Below are 21,868 nucleotides of genomic sequence, written 5' to 3' on the forward strand. Positions count from 1 at the left end.
CGGCCCGTGTCACCGTCCGCGCGCCACTGCCGGCCCCGCGCGCCACTCCCGGCCCCGCCCCGCGCCCCCGCCGATCCGCCTGCTCCGGCGTCCGTCCCGCCCTTCGACCGGACGTCCCTGGAGTTCCCTGTGCTCGACTTCCTCTACTACCCCGTCTCCTTCGTCATGCGCCTCTGGCACGAGCTGTTCGGTGCCCTGCTCGGCCCGGCCTCCGGCCTCGCCTGGGCGCTGTCCGTCGTGTTCCTCGTGCTCACCGTGCGCGCGCTCCTGGTGCGCCCCGCCTGGACCCGGATGCGGTCGGCGCGGATCACGCGTGCGCTCGGCCCGCAGCTCACCGCGTTGCGGGAGAAGCACCGCCACGACTCCCGCAGGCTCGCCGAGGCGACCGCCGCGCTGCACCGCGAGCACGGCTCGTCGCCGGTCGCCGGGCTCGGGACGGCGCTGCTGCAGATCCCGGTGTTCGTCGCGTTGCTGCACGTCCTGCGCTCGTTCAACCGCCCCGGGCTGAGCTTCGAGCAGAACGCGGCGATCGCCAACTACGCGTTCGGACCCGACCAGGTCGCCTCGTTCCTGCAGGCCAGGCTGTTCGGGGCGCCGCTGTCGGCGTGGCTGACCATGCCCGCCGACCAGCTCGCGTCGTTCGGCGGGGCACCGGTCGCGGCCGGTGCGGTGGCCGCGGTCGTCGTGCCGCTGGCGGTGCTCGCCGCCGTCTGCACCCACCTGAGCATGCGGTTCGCCCGGGTCGACCCCAGCGGACAGCCCGCGGTCGTCTGACGGGTGCTGGCGGCGATGCCGTGGGTCGCGCCGCTCGGCGTGCTCGTGGGCGGGCTGTTCTTCCCGGTGCCGATCGCGCTGCTGCTGTACTGGATGACCGGCAGCCTCGCGACGCTGGTGCAGCAGCTGGTGATCACGAGACTGCTGGACCGGCGGCCCGCCCCGGTCGTCGCCGCTCCCGCCCCGCCCCCGCTCGTGCGCGGGCCCGGGCACCGCGGCCGGGCGCGCAGCCCGTGCGGCCCGGGAAGGCCGGTGCGGTCCGGCGCTGAACCGTCACCGCGACCGCAGCGCGAGGTACAGGTCGACGCGGTCGGAGAACGAGCCCAGGTCACGACCGGTGAGTTCCTCGACCCGCCCGATCCGGTACCGCACCGTGTTGACGTGCAGGTGCAGTCGCGCCGCGGTCCTGCTCCACGAACCGGACTCGTCCAGGAACGTCGCGAGCGTCTCGGCGAGCCCGGTCCCGGAGCGGACGTCGTGGTCCAGCACCGGGCCGAGCACCTGGGCGGCGAAACCGCGGCGGACGTCGTCGGGCACCCCGGCCAGCAGCGCCACGTGCGAGGTGATCTCCCCGGCCCGGGCGGACGCGACCGGGCCGGGCCGGGTCGGGTCGCGGCGAGCCCCGCGGCGTGTCCGGCCTCGCCGAGCGCACCGGACAGCGCCTCCGCGGACGACGGCCGCGACACCCCGGCGTGCAGCCGGCGCCCGCCCAGTCCCGGCCCGAGCCGGTGCAACGCGGCCAGCACCGCGGGGACCGGGTCCGGCTCCCCGGTGTCGGCGAGCACGGCGACGGCCGCGTCGTCGTGCACCCCGACGGCGACCGGCCCGGCCCCGGCCAGCGCGTCGACCAGCACGGTGTGCGCCGTGCCCGCCGGGTCCGGGGTGCCGTCGGCCCGCAGCACGAGTACGACGAGCGTGCCGTCCGGTTCCACCCCGGCCTGCCGCAGCCGGACCCGCGTCTCTGGCCGGTCACCCTCACCGGCGGCGATCCGGGCCAGCGCGTCGTCGGCGATCGGCCGGGCCACCGCGACGCCCTCCCGCCGCCGGGCCCGGTCGAGCGCGGCGATCGCCGCCAGCTCCCCGACGGCGTCGACCGCCTCGGGCCCCGGGCCGCCGGGATCGTGGCCGGGGGCCGACTCCGCCGCCACCAGCCAGCTCTCCGCGCGCGCCGTGCCCGGCGCGGCCGGGACGAGCAGGTGCCGTCCGGCGGAGACCGGGAGCCGTCCGGCGGTGAGGAAGGCCGCGACGACGGCGTCCCGGTCGTCGTCGGGCAGTGGGGGACCGGCGAGCAGCCGGCCGCCGGCCGTCAGGACCCGGCAGGTCAGGCCGGTACCCGCGGACACCGAGCCGGCCAGCTCGGTGAGCGCCGCACCGCCCGCGAACGCGTCGAGCAGGCGCCGGTGCCGCCCGAGCGTGTGTGCGAGCCGGTCGCCGCGGGCCGCGGACAACGCGCCGACGACCGTCTCCGTGACCGTTCCGAACGACACGTCGACCGGTACCGCGATCAGCACGAGGCCGTGCCGGCGGCAGGCGTCGACGACGTCGTCCGGGACCTCCTCGAACACCGCCTCGCCCGCGACGAGCGCGGCCGCCCCGGACCGCGCGACAGCCGCGACGAACCGCTCGGAATCGGCCGCCGACCGCCGCCACACCAGGCCGGACACGACCAGCTCGCCTCCGCCGAGGTAGCGCGACGGGTCCGGCAGGTCCGTCGTGTAGACCCAGCGCACCGGACGGTCCAGATCCGCCGCGGTGCCGTGCAGCACGCGCAGCCGCAGCTCACGGCGGTCCACCAGCTCGGAGAGCAGCATTGGAGGAACCTACAACCGTCCGGGCAGGGGACGGCGACGATTCGTCACGGTGGTGCCTTCTACCCGTGACCCCGGAGCGGTTCCCTGAGCACATGGAGCGGATCGTCATCGACGGGGCGCACGTCGTCACCGTCAGCGGGCAGGAGTTCCCGGGCGGGCACGTCGTCGTCGAGGGGAACCGGATCACCGCCGTGGGGCCGGGCCCGGCACCCGCCGGGCCGGGCCGGGTGGTCGACGGCCGCGGCTGCCTGCTCACCCCGGGACTGGTCAACACCCACCACCACCTCTACCAGTGGGTGACCCGCGGGCTCGCCGTCGACCACACGCTGTTCGAGTGGCTGACCACGCTGTACCCGGTGTGGGCCGGGATCGACGAGCACGCCGTGCACACCGGCGCCACCGGTGCGCTCGCGACGCTCGCGCTGTCCGGGTGCACGACCTCGACCGACCACCACTACGTCTTCCCCCGCGAGGGCGGTGACGTCCTCGGCGCCGAGATCCGCGCCGCCGCCGAGGTGGGGCTGCGGTTCCACCCGACCCGCGGCTCGATGGACCTGGGGCGCAGCGCGGGCGGGCTGCCCCCGGACCACGTCGTCGAGGACCGCGACGCGATCCTGGCGGCGTCCGCCGACGCCGTCGCCCGCTGGCACGACCCGGCGCCGGACTCGATGCTGCGGATCGCACTGGCGCCGTGCTCGCCGTTTTCCGTCACCGGCGACCTCATGCGGGAGTCCGCCGAGCTGGCCCGCGACCTCGGCGTCCGGCTGCACACCCACCTCGCCGAGACCGCCGACGAGGAGGACTTCTGCCGCGAGCGGTTCGGCTGCTCCCCGACCGAGTACGTCGCCGGTCTCGGCTGGACGGGCCCGGACGTCTGGTTCGCCCACACCGTCCACCTCGACGACGACGCCGTGAAGGCGATCGGTGCCTCCGGCACCGGCGTCGCGCACTGCCCGACCTCCAACGGGCGGCTCGGGGCCGGCATCGCCCGGCTCCGGGACCTGGCCGACGCCGGTGCGCGGGTCGGGCTGGGCGTCGACGGGGCCGCGTCGAACGAGGGCACGAACCTGCTGGAGGAGGTCAAGCACGCGGTCCTGTTCGCCCGCGCCGTCGGCGGGCCGACCGCGCTGTCCGTGCGCGCCGCCCTGGAGCTCGGCACGCTCGGTGGCGCGACGGTCCTCGGCCGCGAGGCCGAGATCGGCTCGATCGAGCCCGGCAAGCTCGCCGATCTCGCGCTGTGGCGGCTCGACGGGCTCGGGCACGCCGGGATCGCCGACCCCGTCGCGGCGCTCGTCCTCGGTGCGGCGCCGCCGTTGGAGCGGCTGCTGGTGAACGGCCGGACCGTCGTCGAGCGGGACCGGGTCGTCACCGTCGACACCGGCGCCGTCGCCGAGCGCTGCGCGGCGGTGCACCGCGACCTGGTCGCGAAGGCCGGGTGAGCGGATGGACCTGCACACCGTCACGACGTTCCGCCGGGCCCGCTCGCGCGGCGACCTCGCGCTGGCGCCGGGGGAGCGGATCCTCGGCGGCGGGACCTGGCTGTTCTCCGAGCCGCAGCCGGACACGACCGGCCTGGTCGACCTGACGACGATGGGCTGGGAACCGGTCGTCGTCCGGCCGGACGACGGGCTGGAGATCGCCGCGACCTGCACGATCGCCGAGCTCGCCGCGTTCGGGGAGCGCACCGGGCGCCCGCTGCTCGCGCAGTGCGCGCACGCGCTGCTGGCGTCGTACAAGATCTGGCACACCGCGACCGTCGGCGGGAACGTCTGCCGGTCGTTCGCCGCGGCCGGGATGGTCGCGCTGTGCGTCGCGCTCGACGGCGCCGCGCTCGTCTGGACCCCCGACGGCGGCACGTACCGCGTCCCCGTCGCGCAGCTCGTCACCGGCAACGGGACGAACGCGCTGCGCCCCGGCGAGGTCCTGCGGTCGCTGGAGCTGCCCGCGCACGCGCTGTCGGCCCGCACCGCGTTCCGGAAGATCGCCCTCGCCGAGCTGGGCCGGTCCGGTGCCGTGCTGACCGGGCGGCTGCACGACGACGGCGGCTGCGTCTTCGGCATCACCGCCGCGACGGCCGCACCGACGGTGCTGCGCTACCCGGCGCTGCCGGGCACCGGGCGGCTGCGCGCCGACGTCGCCGCACTGGACGGCTGGTACACCGATCCGCTCGGCACGGCCGGCTGGCGGCGCCAGGTCAGCGGCGTCCTGCTGGCCGAGATCCACGAGGAGCTCGCCGCATGAAGTTCCGGATCAACGACGTCGAGGTGTCCGGCGAGCCGCGCCCGGGCCAGTGCACACGGACCCTGCTGCGCGAGCACGGGCACTCCGAGGTCAAGAAGGGGTGCGACGCCGGCGACTGCGGCGCCTGCACCGTCCTGCTCGACGGCCGCCCCGTCCACTCCTGCCTGATCCCCGCGCAGCGCCTCGACGTCGCGGAGGTCACCACCGTGTCCGGGCTCGCCACCGAGCGGGGACTGCACCCGGTGCAGCAGGCGTTCGTGGACCGCTTCGGGTTCCAGTGCGGCTTCTGCACGGCCGGGCAGATCGTGACCGCGTCGACGCTGACCGAGGACGACCTCGACGACCTGCCCCGCAGGATGAAGGGCAACCTCTGCCGCTGCACCGGCTACCGATCGATCCGCGAGGCGATCGAGACCGGGGTGCGGGCCGCGGCCGCCGGGGACGCGCCCGGATGCGACGCGGCACGGGACGGCGGCGCGACCGCGTGCGGCCCCGGTACCGGCCCCGGGTGCGGCAGCGCGCCCGACGGCGGGAGCATCGGCACCGCGGCGCGCCCCCCGGCCGCGGAGCGCATCGTCACCGGGACCGAACCCTTCACCGTCGACACCGACCTCACCGGTGCCCTGCACCTGCGGATCCTTGCCTCCCCGCACGCGCACGCCCGGATCCGCGCGATCGACGCCACCGCCGCGCGCGCCGCACCGGGCGTCCGCCTGGTGCTGACCCACCACGACGTCCCGGCGACCCGCTACTCCACGGCCCGGCACGAGCACCGCACCGACGACCCGGACGACACCCGGATGCTCGACGACGTCGTCCGGCACGTCGGGCAGCGGGTCGCCGCCGTCGTCGCGGAGAGCCCCGCCGAGGCCGAGGCGGCCTGCCGGCTGATCGCCGTCGACTACGACGTCCTGCCCGCGGTGCTCGACCCGGAGGAGGCCCGCCGGCCGGGTGCACCGCTCGTGCACCCGGACCGGACGCCGGACGACCGGGTCGACGACGCCTCCCGCAACGTCGTCCTGGCCCTGCACGGCGGGCACGGCGGCGACGTCGCCGCGGCGCTGCGCGGCTCCGCCGTCACCGTGTCCGGGACGTGGCGGACGTCGCGGGTCAGCCACGCCCAGCTGGAGTGCCACGGCGCGGTCGGACGGCTCGACGACCGCGGCCGCCTCGACATCCGCGCCGGCACCCAGGTCCCGTTCCTCACCCGCCGGGAGCTGGCCCGGCTGCTGGACCTCGACCCGGACCGGGTCCGGGTGCACACCGCGCGGGTCGGTGGCGGGTTCGGCGGGAAGCAGGAGATGTTCGCCGAGGGCCTCGTCGGGCTCGCCGTGCTGCGCACCGGGCGCACCGTCGTCCACGAGTTCACCCGGGCCGACGAGTTCGAGCGCACCGCGCTGCGCCATCCCATGCGGGTGGGCGTCGAGCTCGGCGCCGACGCGTCCGGGCGGCTCACCGCGATGAAGCTCGACGTCCTGTCCGACACCGGCGCCTACGGCAACCACTCCCGCGGGGTGCTGTTCCATTCGGTCGCCGAGTCGGTGAGCGTCTACAACTGTCCGGTCAAGCACCTCGACGCCGAGGTCGTCTACACCCACAACGTGCCCAGCGGGGCGTTCCGCGGGTACGGGCTCGGGCAGGTGCTGCTCGCGGTGGAGTCCGCGATGGACGAGCTCGCGATCCGGCTCGGCATCGACCCGTTCGAGCTGCGCCGGATCAACATGGTGCGCGCCGGGGACCCGCTGCACGTCGCGCACCACCCGGAACCCGAGCACGACCTGCACTGGACGAGCTACGGCATGGACCAGTGCCTGGACCTCGTGCAGGACGCGCTGGCCCGGAACCCGGGCGACCCCGTGCCGGAGGGGCCGCAGTGGCGGGCCGCCGACGGCATGGCGCTGGGCATGATGACGACGATGGCGCCGTTCGGGCACGCCGCGACCGCCTCGGTGACGCTGCTGCCCGGCGGGCGCTACCGGCTCGGCGTCGGGACCGTGGAGTTCGGCAACGGCACGACGACGACGCACCGCCAGGTCGTCGCGTCCGTGCTGGCGACGACGCCGGACCGGATCGAGCTGCACCACGGCGACACCGACGCGTGCGGCTACGACACCGGGGCGTTCGCGTCCGCCGGGACGACCGTCGCGGGCAAGGCGCTGCACCGGGCAGCGCTGGCGCTGCGGGAACGGATCCACACCCTCGCCGGTCCCGGTGCGGAGCTGCACGCCGACGGCGTCCGCACGCCGGACGGCCCGATCGGCTTCGACGAGCTGCTGGCCGGCTCGCCCGGCGGGCTGACCTGCGAGGGCACCGAGCCGGGGGAGGAGCGGGCGATCACGGCGAACGTGCACGGCGTCCGGGTCGCGGTGAACGTCGAGACGGGCGAGGTGCGGGTGCTGCGGTCGGTGCAGGCCGTCGACGCCGGCACCGTCCTCAACCCCGAGCAGCTGCGCGGGCAGGTCGAGGGCGGCGCCGCGATGGGGCTCGGCAGCGCGCTGTACGAGGAGGTGTACGTCGGCGACGACGGCCGGCTGCTCAACCCTGCGTTCCGCACCTACCGGGTCCCGCAGATGGCCGACGTGCCGCCGGTCGAGGTGCTGTTCGCCGCGACCTCGGACGCGCTCGGCACGTTCGGCGCCAAGTCGATGAGCGAGGCCCCCTACAACCCCGTGGCGCCCGCGATCGGGAACGCGATCCGGCGCGCGCTGGGGGTGCGGCCGTACCACCAGCCGTTCACCCGGGACCGGGTGTGGCGGCTGGCGGCCGGTGCTGCCGAGGGGTAGCCGGGTCAGCCGAGTTCGCGTGCCTTCGCGAGCATCGCGGTGGCGGTGAGCCTGCCGAGCTCGTTCGCCGCGAGCGGGCTGTCCCCGGTGATCACGTCACGGTCGGTGGTGCAGCGGCCGGACATGTCGTCGTTGACGACGCGGACGCCGTCGTCCTGCAGGGCCCTGCCCAGCATCCACGGCATCGGGCCGGGCAGGTAGCCGATGTCGACGTTCGCACCGGCGTCGAGCGCGTCGGGAAACACGCACATCTCGTAGCCCTCGAACAGCGACCGCTCCCGGCCGATGCGGGTCGACAGGAACGCGGCCGGGCCGTGGCACAGCGACACGACGAGCCGACCGGCGCCCGTCGCCCACTCCAGGGTGTCGCGCACGTCCGTGCTGAACGGCAGGCCGGACAGGGCGCCGTGACCGCCGGGGACGAAGACCCCGAGGTAGTCCGAGTCCGGGCCCAGCTCGTGCTCGACGACGTCGGCCAGCGACTTCGGCTTCCGCCACTGCGGCAGCAGGGCGTCGCGGGTGCTGCGCACGGCCTCGTCCTCGCTTGGGTAGGCCCACCACTCGAACTTCGCCGGGTTGCCGGTCAGCGTGGCGATCTCGACGCCGAAGCCGGCCCCGAGCACATGGTGCAGCGGCAGCAGCGTCTCCACCGGGTGGTTGCCGGTGGAGAACATGGTGCCGTTCCCCATGAGGAGGTAGCGCTCGTCGGTGGCGAGGACGAGGATCTTCCAGCGCCCACCGGTCCACGCGTGGCGCTCCGTCGCGAGACCGTCGAAGTCGGTGCGCGGCGCGGTGTAGGCATCCAGCGAGTACGGCGACGGGAAGTACGCCTCGTGCTCGGCGGTGTCGGGCGTCGGCTCCTTGCTCAGGGTCGCCTGGTCGGTCACGAGAACCTCGCACGTATCGGGGTCGAGGACGGGGTCGGTCCGGGCGTACCCGCCCCGCCGCCCGCGGAACCACGCCGGACCGTTCACCAACCTGTAAAGACAAGTTCGTCGTTCCGCGCGTGGACCGGTGCGAGCATCCGTGCATGACGGTCACCGAACCCACCGCCCGCTACGCCCGCTGGGACGGCGTCGGGGAGCCGTTCCGCGTCGTCGGCACACCGCTCCCGGAGACGCCCGGACCCGGCGAGCTCCTCGTGGCGATCGATCTCGCGACCGTCTGCGGCTCGGACCTGCACACCACCCGCGGACGGCGGCCCTCGCCCGCGCCCGGGGTGCTCGGCCACGAGCAGGTCGGACGGGTACTGGCCCTCGGCCCGGGCGCGACGGCCCGGCACGTCGACGGCAGCCTGGTCCGGGTCGGCGACCGGGTCGTCTGGTCGGTCGCCGCGTCCTGCGGGTCCTGCGGCCGGTGCCGCCGCGGGATCCCGCAGAAGTGCACCGACCTGCACAAGTACGGCCACGAGCCGCTCGACGAGACCCGGCCCCTCACCGGCGGGTTCGCCAGCCACTGCGTGCTCGGGCCGGGGACGGCGACCGTCGTCGTCCCGGACGCGGTGCCCGACACCGTCGCCGCGCCCGCCTCCTGCGCGACCGCCACGGTCGCCGCGGTGCTCGACGCGGCCGGGCTCGGCCCGTCCGCCGCCGGGCTGCGGGTGCTCGTCACCGGGGCAGGCATGCTCGGCGTGACCGCCGCGGCGATGGCCTCCCGGGCCGGCGCGGACGTCGTCGTGGACCCGCACGCCGACCGCCGTGACCGCGCCCTGCGGTTCGGCGCGGTGGCCGCGGTGCCGGGACCGCCGGCCGCACCGGGCTCACCGGGCTCACCGGGCGCTCCCGCCGCGCCGGGCTTCGATCGCGTCGACGTGGCGCTCGAACTGTCGGGGGCTCCGTCGGCCGTGCAGGCCTGTCTCGACAACCTGGACGTGGGCGGGACCGTCGTCCTCGCCGGGTCGGTGTCGCCCGGCCCCGCGGTCGCGCTGGATCCCGAGCGCGTCGTCCGTGGGCTGCACACCGTCGTCGGCGTGCACAACTACGCGCCCCGGCACCTCGCCACGGCCGTCGGGTTCCTCGCCGCCGAGCATGCCCGGTTCCCGTTCGCCGAGCTCACCGGCGGTCCGTGGGACCTCGACGACATCGACGCCGCCTTCGCCGCCGCCGGGGAACCCGGTGCGGCACCGCGACAGGGCGTGCGGCCCTGAGCGGCCGGCTCGGTGGGAGCCGGGCTCGACGACCGCTCGTGCGGTGAGGTCGGGTCCTCGCGGAGATCGCTGCTCGGGTAGGCGATTCTCCGGAGGGAGAGCCTGGAGGGCCGGCCGGCCGGTCGGACGGAAGGGTGGGCCGGGTGCCGGGTGCCGGGTTCCGGGTTCCGGGGGTCGGCGGGAATCGCTGCGTGAGGCAGCGACTCTCCGGACAGGGCGCCGGGCTCGTGCGAGCCGGTCCGGTCGTGAGGTGCTGTCGGCAGTGGGTCGGCTGAGATCGCTGCGCGAGGAAGCGATTCCCGGATCCTCGGGGCGGCGGACGTCCGCGGTCGGGGGGCCTCGTGGACAGAATGCCACGTTCGGTCCGAGCCTGTCGTGAGCCGCAGCGGGGCGGCGGACGGTGCCGGCGCCGCTGCTCGGCGGGCGATCCGCCGGAACCGGGGGTGTCGGCGGCGGTCACGCGGTGAGTCGTGGCCGGGCTACTCCCTGGTCACGGCGCCCCGTCCGTGCCGCATGTTCGTGATCGTCACCGTCGCGACGTCCGGGCGGTAGCGGTCCTCGGACCACTCCAGGATCTCGCCGGCGGAGTTCCAGGTCAGGCGGCGCTCGCGCAGCAGCGGGTGCCCGGCCTCGACGCCGAGCAGCTCGGCGTCCAGGTCGTCGGCGGCGACCGCGTCGAAGGTGTGGCGGGCGGCGTGCAGGTCGACGCCGGTCGCCGTGAGCAGCGCGTAGATCGAGCCCGCGTTCAGGTCCGCGTCGAGCAGGGGGCGGCCGACCTTCTCCACGTAGGTCATCCGCTCGAGCATCGCGGGCCGGTCGTCGAGGAGCCGGAGGCGGATCAGCTGGACCGCGTAGTCGTCCGGGTCGAGGTGCAGGGCGGCGGCGACCGCGGGGCCCGGGTGACGCAGGGCGATCTCCTGCAGCCGCTGGCCCGGCATGTGCCCGGTCAGCTCCGCGCGCCGGGTGAAGGACAGGAACGACTCGAAGGGCTGCGCCGGCACGGCGTCGAGCACCACCGGCCGCCTGCCCTGCCCGCCGCCGATCAACCCCTCGTCGCGCAGCGCGGCCAGCGCCTGCCGGACGGGGCCGCGCGAGGTCTCGAACTCCCGGCACAGCTCCGCCTCCGACGGCAGCATCTCCCCGACGGCGAGCGTGCCGCCGCGGATCCGCGCGCGGAGCTCGTCGGCCAGGGTCCGGTGCAACGGTGTACCCACGAGCCCGACTCTACAAGTGCGCAGCCTCCGAGCACGGCTTCCACGGATATGGCAGGTGAACAGTCGTCGACTTGTATCGACAAGTCGTTGCCCAGTCCCGGCGGCGCTGGCACGGTCGGTGCCGTGACCCGGACGAGTGATCTCGTGATCGTCGGGGCCGGCGTCGTCGGCCTCGCCCATGCGGTGGAGGCCGTGGCGCGTGGCCTGACCGTCACCGTGCTGGAGCGCGACGAGCGTGCCGTCGGCGCCTCGGTGCGGAACTTCGGCCACGGCTGCCTCACCGCGCAGACCGGCGACGCGCTCGCCTACGCCACCCGCGGCCGGGACACCTGGTTGCGGCTCGGGAAGGAGGCCGGGTTCGGCGTCGCGGAGTGCGGCACCGTCGTGGTCGCCCGGTCCGGCGAGGAGCGTGCGGCACTGGAGGAGCTCGCGTCCGTGCGCGGCGACGACGTCGAACTGCTGGACCCGGCCGGGGTCACCGCCCGCGTCCCGGTCGCCCCCGACGGCCTGCACGGGGGCGCGTTCCTGCCCCGGGACCTGCGGGTCGAGCAGCGCCGGGCGGTCGGTGCGGTCGCCGCCTGGCTGGCGGAGCAGCCGGGGGCCGAGATCCGGTTCGGGACCCCGCTGCTCGGCATCGACGGTGGTGCCGGGTCCACCGGCATCGGGTCCACCGGCACCGACGACGACGGCCCCGTCGTCGTCCGCACCGGCCGCGGGGACGTCCGCGCCCGGCAGGTCCTCCTGTGCGTCGGTCACGACCTGGACCGCCTCCTCCCGGACCTGGCCGACGAGGCAGACCTGCGCCGGTGCACCCTGCAGATGCTGCAGGTCCGGACGGCCAGGCCCGTCACGGTCGGACCCGCGGTCCTCACCGGCAGCTCGATGCTCCGCTACCCGGCCCTCTCCGGGACGGCGGGCGCGGCCGCGCTGCGCGCACGGTGGAGCACCGAGCGGCCCGAGCTGCTCGACGCCGTCGTCAACCACATGCTCACCCAGCTGCCCGGCGGCGACCTCGTCGTCGGGGACACCCACGCCTACGACCGCACACCCGCACCGTGGGGCGACGAGTCCCTCGACGAGCTGCTGCTCGCCGAGACCCGGGCGCTGCTCGGGACCGACGTGCGCGTCACCCGTCGCTGGCAGGGCGTCTACGCCGACGCCCCCGGCGAGTTCCTCGTCCGCCCGGCCGGGCCCGCGACGACGGCCGTGTCCGTCACCTCCGGGATCGGCATGACCACCGCGTTCGGTCTCGCCCCGGCCGTGCTCGACAGCCTCCGGGACCGGCACCACCCCGCCGTCCCCGCCACCCGTTCCACCGAGGAGCCCTGATGCGACCCCGACTGCTCGCCGGCGTGCTGCTGGCAGCGACACTCGGCCTCACCGCCTGCGGCGGCCCGTCCGGAGAGGACTCCGCCGCCGCCTCGCCCACCTGCGCGGACGGCCGGATCCGGATGGGCGTCGAACCCTTCGAGGACCCGCAGAAGCTGATCCCCGCCGCCGAGGTGCTCGGTGACGCCCTGGAGCGCCGGCTGGGCTGCCCGGTCGAGGTGCAGGTCACCGACGACTACTCGGCCGAGGTCCTGGCCATGCGCAACGACGAGCTGGAGCTGGGGATCTTCGGCCCGCTCGGCTTCGTCTTCGCCGAGCAGCGGGCCGGTGCCGAGGCGGTCGCGTCGTTCGGGACCGCGGACGGTGCGCTGTCGACCTACACGGCCGGGCTCTGGGTGCCCGCGGACTCCGACGTCCGCGAGGTCGCGCAGCTGCGCGACCGCACCCTGGCGCTCGGCGCCGTCGGCTCCACCTCGGGCGACGCACTGCCCCGCCAGGCCCTGCTCGACGCCGGGCTGCGCGAGGGTGACGTCCGCGTCGACTACGCGGGCGGGCACCCCGAGGCGCTCCTCGCGCTGACCAACGGCAAGGTCGACGCCGCGGAGATCAACACCCAGCAGCTCGCGTCCGCGGTCGAGTCGGGGATCTTCGACCCGTCGCGGTTCCGGCAGATCTGGACGTCCGCGCCGATCCCGAACGACCCGGTCACCGTCCGCGGGAACACCTCGCCGGAGTTCAAGGCCGCGGTCACCGACGCCCTGCTGAACCTCGACGCGCAGGCCGTCGGCGAGATCGGTGCCCTGCTCGACGTCGACCCGCCCGGGAAGCTCGTGCCCGTCACCCACGAGACCTACGCCCCCCTGTTCGAGCTGGCGCAGAAGCTCGGCCTGACTGAGGAGGACGTCGAATGACGACGACGCCGATGCTCCGGGTCACCGGTGCGCGGGTCCGCTACGGCGACCGCGAGGTCCTGCACGACGTCGACGTGCACGTCGAGGCCGGGGAGCTGCTCGCCGTGCTCGGCGCCAACGGCTCGGGCAAGTCCACCCTGCTCCGGGCCGCCGCCGGGCTCGTCACCGACGGGGGCGACGTACGGGCGGGCGGCGAGGTGCGGGTCGGCGGGGAGCCGCGCGACCGCCTCGACGTCGCCCTGGTCTTCCAGCGGATCCACCTCGTGCAGCGGCGGACCGTGCTGGAGAACGTCTGCGCCGGTGCCCTCGGGCGGCTGCCGCTGCGCTCGTCGCTGGTCCCGGCGCTGTTCCCGCGCGCCGTCCGGGAGGAGGCCATGGGCTGCCTGGATCGGGTCGGGCTCGCCGACCGCGCCCACGACCGGGCCGGTTCGCTGTCCGGCGGGCAGCAGCAGCGGGTCGCCGTGGCCCGGGCGCTGTGCCAGCGGGCCCGGGTGCTGCTCGCCGACGAGCCGGTGTCGGCGCTGGACCCGGCGGCGGCCGAGCAGGTGCTGGGCCTGCTGGCCGAGCTGGCGCACACCGAGCGGCTCGCGGTGCTCGCCGTCCTGCACCAGCCCGGGCTCGCCGCGCGCTACGCCGACCGCGTCGTCGGGCTGAAGGACGGCCGCGTCGCACTCGACGGGCCGCCCGGCACGGACGTCGGCGCGCTCTACCCGGCCGCGGAGCGGGCCGGCCACCCGGCAGGCGACACCGCACCGGACACCGCACTGGACACCCCGCTGGACACCGCACTGGAGACCGCGTCGTGACCGTCACCGAACCGGAGATCCGCCGCGTCGCGGTACCGCCCCGGCGGCGCGAGCCGCGCACGCTCGCCCTCGGCGCCGGGATCGTCGCCGTGCTGCTCGTGGTGCACGTGATCGCCTGGCGCACCACCGAGATGTCGTTCGCGTCGCTGCTCGACGGCGCGGGCGGCATGGGGGAGTTCCTGGCCGAGTCGATCCCGCCCGACGTCTCGTGGGAGGTGCTCGGGCCGAGCCTGGAGGGTGCGCTCGTCACGCTGTGGATCGGGCTGCTCGGCACCACGCTGTCGATCCCGTTCGCGCTGCTGCTCGCGCTCGCCGCGGCCCGCGGCACCGCGCCCGGCCCGGTCGTCTACCAGGCCGCCCGCGGGCTGCTGTCGTTCCTGCGTGCCGTCCCCGACGTCGTCTTCGCACTGGTGTTCGTGACCGCGGTGGGCCTCGGCCCGTTCCCCGGTGTGCTCGCGCTCGTGTTCCACAACGTCGGCGTGATGGGCAAGCTGTGGGCCGAGACGATCGAGGACGCCGACCCGGGCCCCGCCACCGCGCTGCGCTCGGCGGGCGCCGGACGGCTGCAGGTCGCCGCGCACGCCCTGCTGCCGACGGTCACCCCGCAGCTGGTGGGCCTGCTCCTCTACCGCTTCGACGTCAACGTCCGCTCGTCGCTGGTGCTCGGCCTGGTCGGCGCCGGCGGCATCGGGTTCCTGATCAACCAGTCGATCCAGCTGTTCCGGTTCGACGAGATGCTGACCCACATCCTCGTCGTCCTCGTGCTGATCGTCGCCGTCGACCAGCTGTCCGCGCTGGTCCGCCGCCGCCTCGGGAGTGCCGCATGACCCCCCAGCCGACCCCGCACCTGGCCGTCCTCGACGTCGCCGGGACCACGGTGGACGAGGGCGGCGCCGTCTACCGGGTGCTCGCCGACGTCGTCGCCGACGCCGGGCACCCCGCCTCCGCCGCCGACATCCGCCGGTGGATGGGTGCCGACAAGCGGGAGGCGCTCGCCGCGCTCACCGGCCGCGACCGGATCGAGGACCTGCACGACACGTTCGTCGCCCGCCTCGCCGCCGCCTACGCCGCGACCCCGCCGCGCCCGCTCCCCGGGGTACCCGCGGCACTCGCCGCGCTGCGCACGACCGGGACGTCGGTCGTGCTCACCACCGGCTTCGACCGGCAGGTCACCGACCCGCTGCTCGCGTCGCTGCCCCCGGAGTTCACCGGGGAGCTCGACGGCGTCGTGTGCGCCGAGGAGGTCGGCGCCGGCCGCCCCGACCCGGCGATGATCCACCGGGCGATGGCGCTGACCGCCGTCACCGACCCGGCCCGGGTGCTCGCCGCGGGCGACACCGTGCTCGACGTCGAGGCCGGGCGGCGGGCCGGAGCCGGCTGGGTCGTCGGTGTCCTCACCGGCGGCCAGACCCGGGACGAGCTGACCGCGGCCGGGCCGACCCACGTCGTCGCCGGGGTGGCGGCGCTGCCCGATCTGGTGGGGGCCGTTCAGAAGTCGTGATCGGCCTCCGCCGGGTTCCCCGATATGTGCTGGAGGTGCACCCGGCGGCTCAGCCGGATCACCGGCCGGACCAGCATCTCGATGGACCCCGCGATGAACATCCACGTCCCGGCGTAGGTCGTCGCCTCGTGCAGGAACAGGATGCTGCCGATCAGGAACCAGATGCCGATGAGGACGTCGTTGCTGATGCTGACCAGCTCGTACCGACGCCGGATCACGAGCTCCGCGTGGCCCACGGTGAGCGTGATGGTGCGGTCGTTCTCGGACACGTCCATACCGCGCGGTGTACCACCGGACTCCCGGATCCTCTTCGCGTCTCGTCCGTACTGACGAGGACACCCGGCACCGGCGGCGGCCGGTGCCGGTGCTGACCGGGGTGGTCGTCCTGGCCGCCGGGCTGTCGGTGCGGGCGGTCGTGCGGGTCAGCCGATCCCGGGCGCGGTGACGACCTCGACCAGCCGGGGCCCGTCGTCGTCGAACGCCTCCTTCAGCGCGGCGGCCACGGACCCGGCGTCCCGGGCCGACACGGCAGGCACCCCGTAGCCCTCGGCGATCCGCACGAAGTCCAGCCCTGGCACGTCCAGCCCCGGGGTCTCCCCGGTGCCCAGCAGCCCGGCGAACCCGCGCAGCGCGCCGTAGGTGCCGTTCTTGAGGATCACGAAGACGACCGGGACCCGGTACTGCGCGGCGGTCCAGAGTGCGGTGATCCCGTAGTTGGCCGAGCCGTCGCCGACGAGCGCCACGACCCGGCGCCCGGCGGCCCCGCCCTCGTCGGTGTGCGCCAGCTGCGCGCCGACGGCGGCGGGCAGCCCGAACCCGAGGCCGCCCGACGCGGGGAACAGGTAGCTGCCCGGCTCGGTCAGGTCGGCCTGGGCGAAGAACGCGTCGATCGTCGACGTCGACTCGCAGACGTGCACCGTCCCGGCCGGTGCCGCCTCGCGGAGCAGCGCGAACAGCTGCTCCGGGGGGACGTGGTCGTCGGCGCCCGCCGGGGTCGCGAAGGCCGGTCGGGGCGGGAGCGGGTCGCGGCCGGAGTCCGGCACGGCCGCGGCCAGCGCGGCGAGCGCCGCACCGACCGGAGCCACCCAGGCGTCGCCCATCGGGGCCCGCGCGGCCTCGGCCGGGTCGGCGGTCAGGTGCAGCAGCCGGGCCCCCTCGGGGAGCAGGTCACCGGGCAGGAACTGGTGGTAGCGGAACACCGGGGCCCCCGCGACCAGCACGACGTCGTGCCCGGCCAGCCGCTCGGTCACGTCCCGCACCGACGCCGGGAGCACCCCGCGGAACGACGGGTGCCGGGTCGGGAACGGGCACCGCGACGCCGACGGCGCCACCCACACCGGGCACGCCAGCCGCTCTGCGAGGGCGACGGCGTCGGCGGCGGCACGGTCCGCGTCGACCTGCGGGCCGAGCACCAGGACCGGGTTCCGTGCCGACGCGAGCGTGCCGGCGATCGTCGCCGTGTGTGCGGGGTCGAGTGCCGCCGCGGACACGGTGCGCCTGCCGGGCAGGTGCGCGGTGTGCGGGCCGGCGGGGGCGGCCCAGTCGTCGTAGGGGACCGAGAGGTAGACCGGGCCGCGCGGTTCCAGGCAGGCGGTGTGCACGGCCTGGGACAGCGCCCGGGGCACGTCCTGTGCGTCGACCGGCTCGGCTGACCACTTCACGAGCGGGCGCGGGAGCGCCGCCGCGTCGACGTTGGTGAGCATCACCTCCTGGCCGACGGTGGAGCGGACCTGCTGCCCGGCGGTCAGCACCAGCGGCGAGTGCGAGTAGACCGCGTTGGTCAGCGCGCCCATCGCGTTCCCGGAGCCGGACGCCGCGTGCAGGTTGACCAGCGCCGGGCGGCCGGTCGCCTGGGCGTACCCGTCGGCCATGCCGACGACCACGCCCTCGTGCAGGCCGAGCACGTAGCGGGTGCCGTCGGGCATCGCCGCCAGGAACGGCAGCTCGTTGGACCCCGGGTTGCCGAACACGGTGTCGATGCCGTGGCCGTGCAGCACCTGCCAGCCGGCCTCGCCGATCGTCGCCATCGCAGCCGCCTCTCGCGTCGTGGACTCCGGTCACGCTAGGCATCCGGTACCGGCCGGCGCCATGCCCGGCGGCTAGCGGTCGCGGGGGTCGCGCGCGACGACGTCGCGCAGCGCCTCGGTCTCCACCGGCAGGTCGGAGAGGTCGTCCGGCCAGGACGCGACGACCTCGCCCGCCCAGTCGGCCCACCGCTCGGTGGCCGCCGACATGTCCGAGAGATAGCGCCCCACCAGCGTGTTCAGCCCGGCGCGGTCGGGGAACGGCGCGTCGCCCTCCAGGTAGGACCGGGCGATCGCGGCGTCGACCGCGGCGGTCTCGCGTGCCCACCGCCGGGTCGCCTCGATGGTGCGCAGCAGGTCCCCCTTGGTGCCGTTGTCGGCGAGGAACACCCGCAGGAGCTGCTCGGACTCCAGTGCGGGGGGGGGGGGCGATCCGGGCTCGGTCAGCCAGGCGGCGAGCGCCCGGCGGCCGTCCTCGGTGATCGTGTAGACGGTGCGCCGGCGGCGGCCCTGGTTCTGCGACTCGGCGGTGGCGTAGCCGAGTGCGACGAGCTTGCGGGGTTCCTCGTAGAGCTTGCTGGAGGCGCGGGGCCAGAACCGGGCGAGGCTGCGCCGGATCTGGTTGGTCAGCTCGTAGGTGCTCCACGGCCGGACGGCCAGCAGCCCCAGCATCGCGTAGGACGTCGTCGTCGGCGTCTGGCCCCGGGGCATCCGGTGACCTTCCCATACTCCCCAAGGGAGTACTCCCCATGGGAGTATGTGTCCGGCGACGGAGGGGGACCACGTGGGCGGGGACGCGGTGCGAGGCGCTTCGGGACGGAGCGGCGAGGGGACGTTCGGCGGCGCGGTCGGTCTCGCCGCGGCGCTGTCGGCGCTGCTGGTCGCCGTCGCCGCCCTGCTGCTGACGATGGCCCCGGCCGAACCCGGCGCCGGCTCGTCGGCCGCGACACCGGCCGGTGGACCGTCGAGCTGCGCGCAGGACCCGTCGGGGGCGTTGTTCGGGCTGATCTGCGAGAACTGACCCGCGCCCGGTCCTCCGAGGACCCGGGCGCGGGCCGGTTCCCGCGGTCTCAGGCGTCGATGTCCGACGGGTGCGTGGCCAGTGCCGTGACCTGCATCGTCATGTACGGGAACAGCGGCAGCCCCCACAGGATCTCGTGCAGCTGCTCGTTGTCCTTGACGTCGAAGATCGACAGGTTGGCGTACTCGCCGACGCAGCGCCAGATGCTCACCCACTCACCGGAGCGCTGCCAGTCCTGCGAGTAGGCCTTCTCCCGGGCCAGCAGGTCGGCCTTGGCCGCGGGGTCCATGTCCTGCGGGAGGGCGACCTCCATCCGGACCGCGAACCGCGCCATCAGGCGGGGTCCAGCGCGAAGTCGTAGGTGACCTCGTTGCCGTGGCCGTCGGCGGCCGGGCCCGGACGCAGGATCAGCTCCGGCTTCACGGCCTGGGCGACGTCGTCGGCGACGTAGTCGCCGCCGTCGAAGTACAGCTGGGTGGTGACCAGGTCCTTGCCGGGCGCGGAGACCTTGAGGTGCAGGTGCGCGGGACGCCACGGGTGCCAGCCGGCCGCACCGATGAACGCGCCGGTCGAGCCGTCGGTCGGGATCTGGTAGGGCGCGGGCTGCATGGTGCGGAAGGCGTAGTGGCCGTCGGCGCCGGTGGTGATCACGGCGCGCAGGTTCCACTCCGGGATGCCGGGCGCGAACTGCGAGTAGTAGCCGTCGTCGTCGGCGTGCCAGAGGTCGACCGTCGCCCCGGCGACCGGGTTGCCGTCGAGGTCGGTGACGGTGCCCTGGAACAGCAGCGGGGTGCCCTTCTCGTCCTCGCGCATGGGCACCGTGGCCGTGGACTCGAACTCCGGGGCGCCCGGCACGTAGTACGGGCCCTCGATGGTGCCGACGGCGCCCTTGCGGTCGGCGTTGGCGACCTCCTTGACGACGTGCTCGACGAACACGTCGAGGAACAGCGGCCACTCGCCGTCCTCGCCGACCCGGATCAGCCAGGACTTCAGGGCGTCGTACTCGGCGTAGGTGACCTGGTGCCTGCGGATGACGTCGTGCAGGGCGGCGAGGGTGTCGGCGGCGATCGCGGACACGCGGGCCGGGTCGGCCTGCGCCCCGGTGCGCTCCTTCTTCGCGAAGGTCGCGGTGGCGTTGGCGCCGGATCCGGCGGCGGTCGCGGACCCCGTGCTCGGCTCTGTGGTGGTCATGGTGCGTCTCCAGACTGCGGTGTCGGATGTCCTAGGTGTCGGTGCGGTAGTGCGCGAGCTTGTCCGGGTCGATCGCGATGCCGATCCCGGGCCCGGCGGGGACGCGCAGCTCCCCGCCGGTGATCACCAGTGGCTCGGCGAGCAGGTCGTCGGCCATGTCGAGGAAGTTCGAGAGCTCACCGGCCCGCGCACTCGTGTGCCGGTGCGCGGCGCCGAAGGCGACCGAGCAGGCGCTGCCGACCTGGCCGTCGATCTGGTTGCCCAGCACGACCTCGGCACCGAGGCCCTCGCACAGGTGCAGCACCCGCTGCGAGCCGGTGAACCCGGTCCGCGCGGTCTTGATGCTGATCATCGTCGCCGCGCCGTCGAGGAGCTCGCGGGTCACCTCGCCGGGCCGGGTGGCGGACTCGTCGGCGACCGTCGGGACCGAGGTGCGCCCGGTCAGCCAGCGCCGGCCGAGCACCTGGTCGGCCGGCATGAGCTCCTCGGACAGGGTCAGCCCGAGATCGGCCATCTCGTCCAGGGCCCGGGCCGCCTCGGAGGCGGTCCAGCCGCGGTTGCCGTCGACGTAGAGCTCGGCGTCCGGGCCCAGCGCCTCGCGCAGGGCCCGGCAGGCGCCGGTGTCCAGCGCGACCGGGCGGCGGCCGACCTTGACCTTGAAGGTGGTGACGCCGTGCTCGTCGCGCATCCGGAGCGCCTCGGCGACCATGACGTCGTCGGGGGCGAAGCCGACCATGTGCGCGACCCGCATCCGGTCGGTCCACCCGCCGAGCAGCTCGGTGACGGGCACGTCCAGCCGCCGGCCGATGACGTCCCAGACCGCCATGTCGACGGCGGCCTTCGCGGCCGGGTTGCCGACCGTGCGGTCCAGGACCGCATGGATCTTCTCCCGCTCGAACACCGACAGCCCGACGAGTTCGGGGGCGAACACGGTGTCGACGACGGCGCGGATGCCGGCCTGGGTCTCGCCGTAGGTGTAGGGCCGCGGCGGTGCCTCCGCGACGCCGACGATCCCGTCCTCGGCGTGGACCCGCACCAGCACGTGGTCGGCGGTGTGCACCTCGCCGCTGGCGAACCGCAGCGGCTTCCGGTACTGGACGGCGAACGGGATCGCCTCGACGGCGACGATCTTCACGGGAGTCCTCCGAGCAGGGGGGTGGGTGCGGTGGCCGGGTCGAGCTCGCGGGCGTGGTCGGCGAGGACGTCGAGCAGCCGGACGAGAGCGGGGGAACGGTCCTCGGTGCGCCAGGCCAGCGCGAGGTCCACCCGCAGCTCCTCCTCGAGGTCGGTGTAGGTCACGCCCTCGGTGCCGAGCGCGCGCACCGACTCGGGCAGCAGCGCGACGCCCTCACCGGCGGCGACGTGGGTCAGCAGGATCGGGGTGTCGCGGGCCTCGGCGTGCCGGCGCGGGAGGAAGCCCGCGCCGAGGCAGCCCTGCACCGCGACGGAGTCGACGACCGAGCCCGGGGCGCCGTAGGCGACGAAGTCGTCGCCGCGCAGCTCGGTGAGCGACACCGACGTCCGGGCGGCCAGCCGGTGCCCGGCGGGCAGGGCGGCGACCAGGCGTTCGCGGGCGACCGTGCGGGTGGACAGCTCGGTCCGCACGACCGGCGGCCGCAGCACGCCGATGTCGATGCGCCGCTCGTCGAGCGCGTCCTCCTGGGCGCTGGTGAGCAGCCCGGCACGGAAGCGCAGGGTCACGGCGGGCATCCGGCGGGAGACGACCCGGGCGAGCCGGGGCAGCAGCCGGTAGGCGGCGAGGTCGGTCGCCCCGACGGTGACGACGGCGTCGGCGCCCGCGGCGACCCGCTCGACGCGGCGGCGGGCGTCGTCGACCGAGGCGAGGATCCGGTAGGCGTCGGAGAGCAGCGACTCCCCGGCCGGGGTCAGGTCGACCCGGCGCGTGGTGCGCTCGAACAGCGTCGCCCCGACCTGGCTCTCCAGCTGCCGGATGGCCTGGGACAGCGGCGACTGCGCCATGTGCAGCCGCTCCGCGGCCCGGCCGAAGTGCCGGGTCTCGGCGACGGCGACGAAGTAGCGGAGCTGTCGCAGATCCATCTCCTGCCCCCTCCCTGCGAGCCGGGTCGTCCAGACGTCGAGCAGCGTAGAACCGCTC

20 protein-coding genes and 1 pseudogene are annotated in these 21,868 nt (G+C 75.2%); 11 read left to right on the forward strand and 10 right to left on the reverse strand.

Going from position 1 to position 21,868, the window contains the following annotated elements; genetic code table 11:
* Positions 1–129 precede the first annotated feature (129 nt).
* Complete coding sequence (gene yidC / locus Ae150APs1_RS33130; RefSeq protein ID WP_075295053.1) at positions 130–774, forward strand: membrane protein insertase YidC; 645 nt, start codon at positions 130–132, stop codon at positions 772–774.
* Positions 775–1,457: 683 nt separating this feature from the next.
* Here yidC and Ae150APs1_RS33135 read toward each other — a convergent pair.
* Positions 1,458–2,585: pseudogene (locus Ae150APs1_RS33135) on the reverse strand (PucR family transcriptional regulator ligand-binding domain-containing protein); the annotation flags it as partial.
* A gap of 92 nt (positions 2,586–2,677) precedes the next feature.
* On the opposite strand from Ae150APs1_RS33135, the gene Ae150APs1_RS00660 reads away from it, so the two are divergent.
* From Ae150APs1_RS00660 to Ae150APs1_RS00670, 3 genes are read left to right on the forward strand one after another with little or no spacing between them, the layout of a single operon-like run.
* Positions 2,678–4,024: an 8-oxoguanine deaminase gene (locus Ae150APs1_RS00660; RefSeq protein WP_075301522.1), complete on the forward strand. Its 1,347-nt coding sequence runs from the start codon at positions 2,678–2,680 to the stop codon at positions 4,022–4,024.
* 4 nt (positions 4,025–4,028) lie between these two features.
* Positions 4,029–4,826 (forward strand): FAD binding domain-containing protein, encoded by a 798-nt coding sequence (locus tag Ae150APs1_RS00665; protein WP_075295055.1) that lies wholly within the window; start codon positions 4,029–4,031, stop codon positions 4,824–4,826.
* Positions 4,823–7,609, forward strand: coding sequence for a molybdopterin cofactor-binding domain-containing protein (locus Ae150APs1_RS00670; protein ID WP_075295057.1), 2,787 nt, complete (start codon positions 4,823–4,825; stop codon positions 7,607–7,609). The genes Ae150APs1_RS00665 and Ae150APs1_RS00670 overlap by 4 nt, the downstream gene beginning before the upstream one ends.
* 5 nt (positions 7,610–7,614) lie before the next feature.
* On the opposite strand, the gene hchA is transcribed toward Ae150APs1_RS00670, so the two are convergent.
* Positions 7,615–8,496 carry a glyoxalase III HchA gene (gene hchA / locus Ae150APs1_RS00675; RefSeq protein WP_075301524.1) on the reverse strand — a complete coding sequence of 294 codons (882 nt, stop codon included), beginning with the start codon at positions 8,494–8,496 and terminating at the stop codon, positions 7,615–7,617.
* A 143-nt stretch (positions 8,497–8,639) separates the two neighbouring features.
* Between hchA and Ae150APs1_RS00680 the strand changes: the two genes are divergently transcribed.
* Positions 8,640–9,755 (forward strand): alcohol dehydrogenase catalytic domain-containing protein, encoded by a 1,116-nt coding sequence (locus Ae150APs1_RS00680; protein ID WP_075295059.1) that lies wholly within the window; start codon positions 8,640–8,642, stop codon positions 9,753–9,755.
* Between the two features lie 479 nt (positions 9,756–10,234).
* Here the strand turns inward: Ae150APs1_RS00680 and Ae150APs1_RS00685 are convergent, their stop codons facing one another.
* Positions 10,235–10,969 (reverse strand): GntR family transcriptional regulator, encoded by a 735-nt coding sequence (locus Ae150APs1_RS00685; RefSeq protein ID WP_170918022.1) that lies wholly within the window; start codon positions 10,967–10,969, stop codon positions 10,235–10,237.
* Positions 10,970–11,092: 123 nt separating this feature from the next.
* On the opposite strand from Ae150APs1_RS00685, the gene Ae150APs1_RS00690 reads away from it, so the two are divergent.
* From Ae150APs1_RS00690 to Ae150APs1_RS00710, 5 genes are read left to right on the forward strand one after another with little or no spacing between them, the layout of a single operon-like run.
* The gene (locus tag Ae150APs1_RS00690; protein ID WP_249266163.1) at positions 11,093–12,298 is read left to right on the forward strand and encodes a TIGR03364 family FAD-dependent oxidoreductase; all 1,206 of its coding nucleotides are present in this window, start codon (positions 11,093–11,095) and stop codon (positions 12,296–12,298) included.
* Positions 12,298–13,209 (forward strand): phosphate/phosphite/phosphonate ABC transporter substrate-binding protein, encoded by a 912-nt coding sequence (locus Ae150APs1_RS00695; protein WP_075295063.1) that lies wholly within the window; start codon positions 12,298–12,300, stop codon positions 13,207–13,209. The genes Ae150APs1_RS00690 and Ae150APs1_RS00695 overlap by 1 nt, the downstream gene beginning before the upstream one ends.
* A complete protein-coding gene (locus tag Ae150APs1_RS00700) occupies positions 13,206–14,015 on the forward strand; it encodes an ATP-binding cassette domain-containing protein (protein ID WP_212567131.1) in 810 nt (269 codons plus the stop codon). Before Ae150APs1_RS00695 ends, Ae150APs1_RS00700 begins: the two co-directional genes overlap by 4 nt.
* Positions 14,012–14,842 carry a phosphonate ABC transporter, permease protein PhnE gene (gene phnE, locus Ae150APs1_RS00705; RefSeq protein ID WP_010236912.1) on the forward strand — a complete coding sequence of 277 codons (831 nt, stop codon included), beginning with the start codon at positions 14,012–14,014 and terminating at the stop codon, positions 14,840–14,842. The genes Ae150APs1_RS00700 and phnE overlap by 4 nt, the downstream gene beginning before the upstream one ends.
* The gene (locus Ae150APs1_RS00710; RefSeq protein ID WP_075295065.1) at positions 14,839–15,516 is read left to right on the forward strand and encodes a phosphonatase-like hydrolase; all 678 of its coding nucleotides are present in this window, start codon (positions 14,839–14,841) and stop codon (positions 15,514–15,516) included. The genes phnE and Ae150APs1_RS00710 overlap by 4 nt, the downstream gene beginning before the upstream one ends.
* On the opposite strand, the gene Ae150APs1_RS00715 is transcribed toward Ae150APs1_RS00710, so the two are convergent.
* The 3 genes from Ae150APs1_RS00715 to Ae150APs1_RS00725 all read right to left on the reverse strand — a co-directional run bounded on the left by Ae150APs1_RS00715 (position 15,504) and on the right by Ae150APs1_RS00725 (position 18,251).
* Positions 15,504–15,791 (reverse strand): YrhK family protein, encoded by a 288-nt coding sequence (locus Ae150APs1_RS00715; RefSeq protein ID WP_060572166.1) that lies wholly within the window; start codon positions 15,789–15,791, stop codon positions 15,504–15,506. The genes Ae150APs1_RS00710 and Ae150APs1_RS00715 overlap by 13 nt on opposite strands.
* Positions 15,792–15,938: 147 nt before the next feature.
* Entirely contained in the window at positions 15,939–17,543 is a 1,605-nt protein-coding gene (gene mdlC / locus Ae150APs1_RS00720; RefSeq protein ID WP_075295067.1) for a benzoylformate decarboxylase, read from the reverse strand.
* Positions 17,544–17,615: 72 nt separating this feature from the next.
* Positions 17,616–18,251: a PadR family transcriptional regulator gene (locus Ae150APs1_RS00725; protein ID WP_075295069.1), complete on the reverse strand. Its 636-nt coding sequence runs from the start codon at positions 18,249–18,251 to the stop codon at positions 17,616–17,618.
* An 88-nt stretch (positions 18,252–18,339) separates the two neighbouring features.
* Between Ae150APs1_RS00725 and Ae150APs1_RS00730 the strand changes: the two genes are divergently transcribed.
* Complete coding sequence (locus Ae150APs1_RS00730) at positions 18,340–18,561, forward strand: hypothetical protein (RefSeq protein ID WP_139316765.1); 222 nt, start codon at positions 18,340–18,342, stop codon at positions 18,559–18,561.
* Positions 18,562–18,610: 49 nt separating this feature from the next.
* Here the strand turns inward: Ae150APs1_RS00730 and catC are convergent, their stop codons facing one another.
* Genes catC through Ae150APs1_RS00750 form a run of 4 tightly spaced genes read right to left on the reverse strand, consistent with a single transcriptional unit; the run spans position 18,611 to position 21,810 of the window.
* Entirely contained in the window at positions 18,611–18,895 is a 285-nt protein-coding gene (gene catC, locus Ae150APs1_RS00735) for a muconolactone Delta-isomerase (RefSeq protein WP_010225188.1), read from the reverse strand.
* On the reverse strand, positions 18,895–19,752 hold the full coding sequence (gene catA / locus Ae150APs1_RS00740; protein WP_075295073.1) for a catechol 1,2-dioxygenase: 858 nt from the start codon (positions 19,750–19,752) through the stop codon (positions 18,895–18,897). Before catA ends, catC begins: the two co-directional genes overlap by 1 nt.
* 31 nt (positions 19,753–19,783) lie before the next feature.
* Positions 19,784–20,887, reverse strand: a complete 1,104-nt coding sequence (locus Ae150APs1_RS00745; RefSeq protein ID WP_075295075.1) for an enolase C-terminal domain-like protein — start codon at positions 20,885–20,887, stop codon at positions 19,784–19,786.
* Positions 20,884–21,810: a LysR substrate-binding domain-containing protein gene (locus tag Ae150APs1_RS00750; protein ID WP_075295076.1), complete on the reverse strand. Its 927-nt coding sequence runs from the start codon at positions 21,808–21,810 to the stop codon at positions 20,884–20,886. The genes Ae150APs1_RS00745 and Ae150APs1_RS00750 overlap by 4 nt, the downstream gene beginning before the upstream one ends.
* Between the last annotated feature and the right edge of the window lie 58 nt (positions 21,811–21,868).

It is taken from the genome of Pseudonocardia sp. Ae150A_Ps1 (assembly GCF_001932315.1).
GTDB lineage: Bacteria > Actinomycetota > Actinomycetes > Mycobacteriales > Pseudonocardiaceae > Pseudonocardia.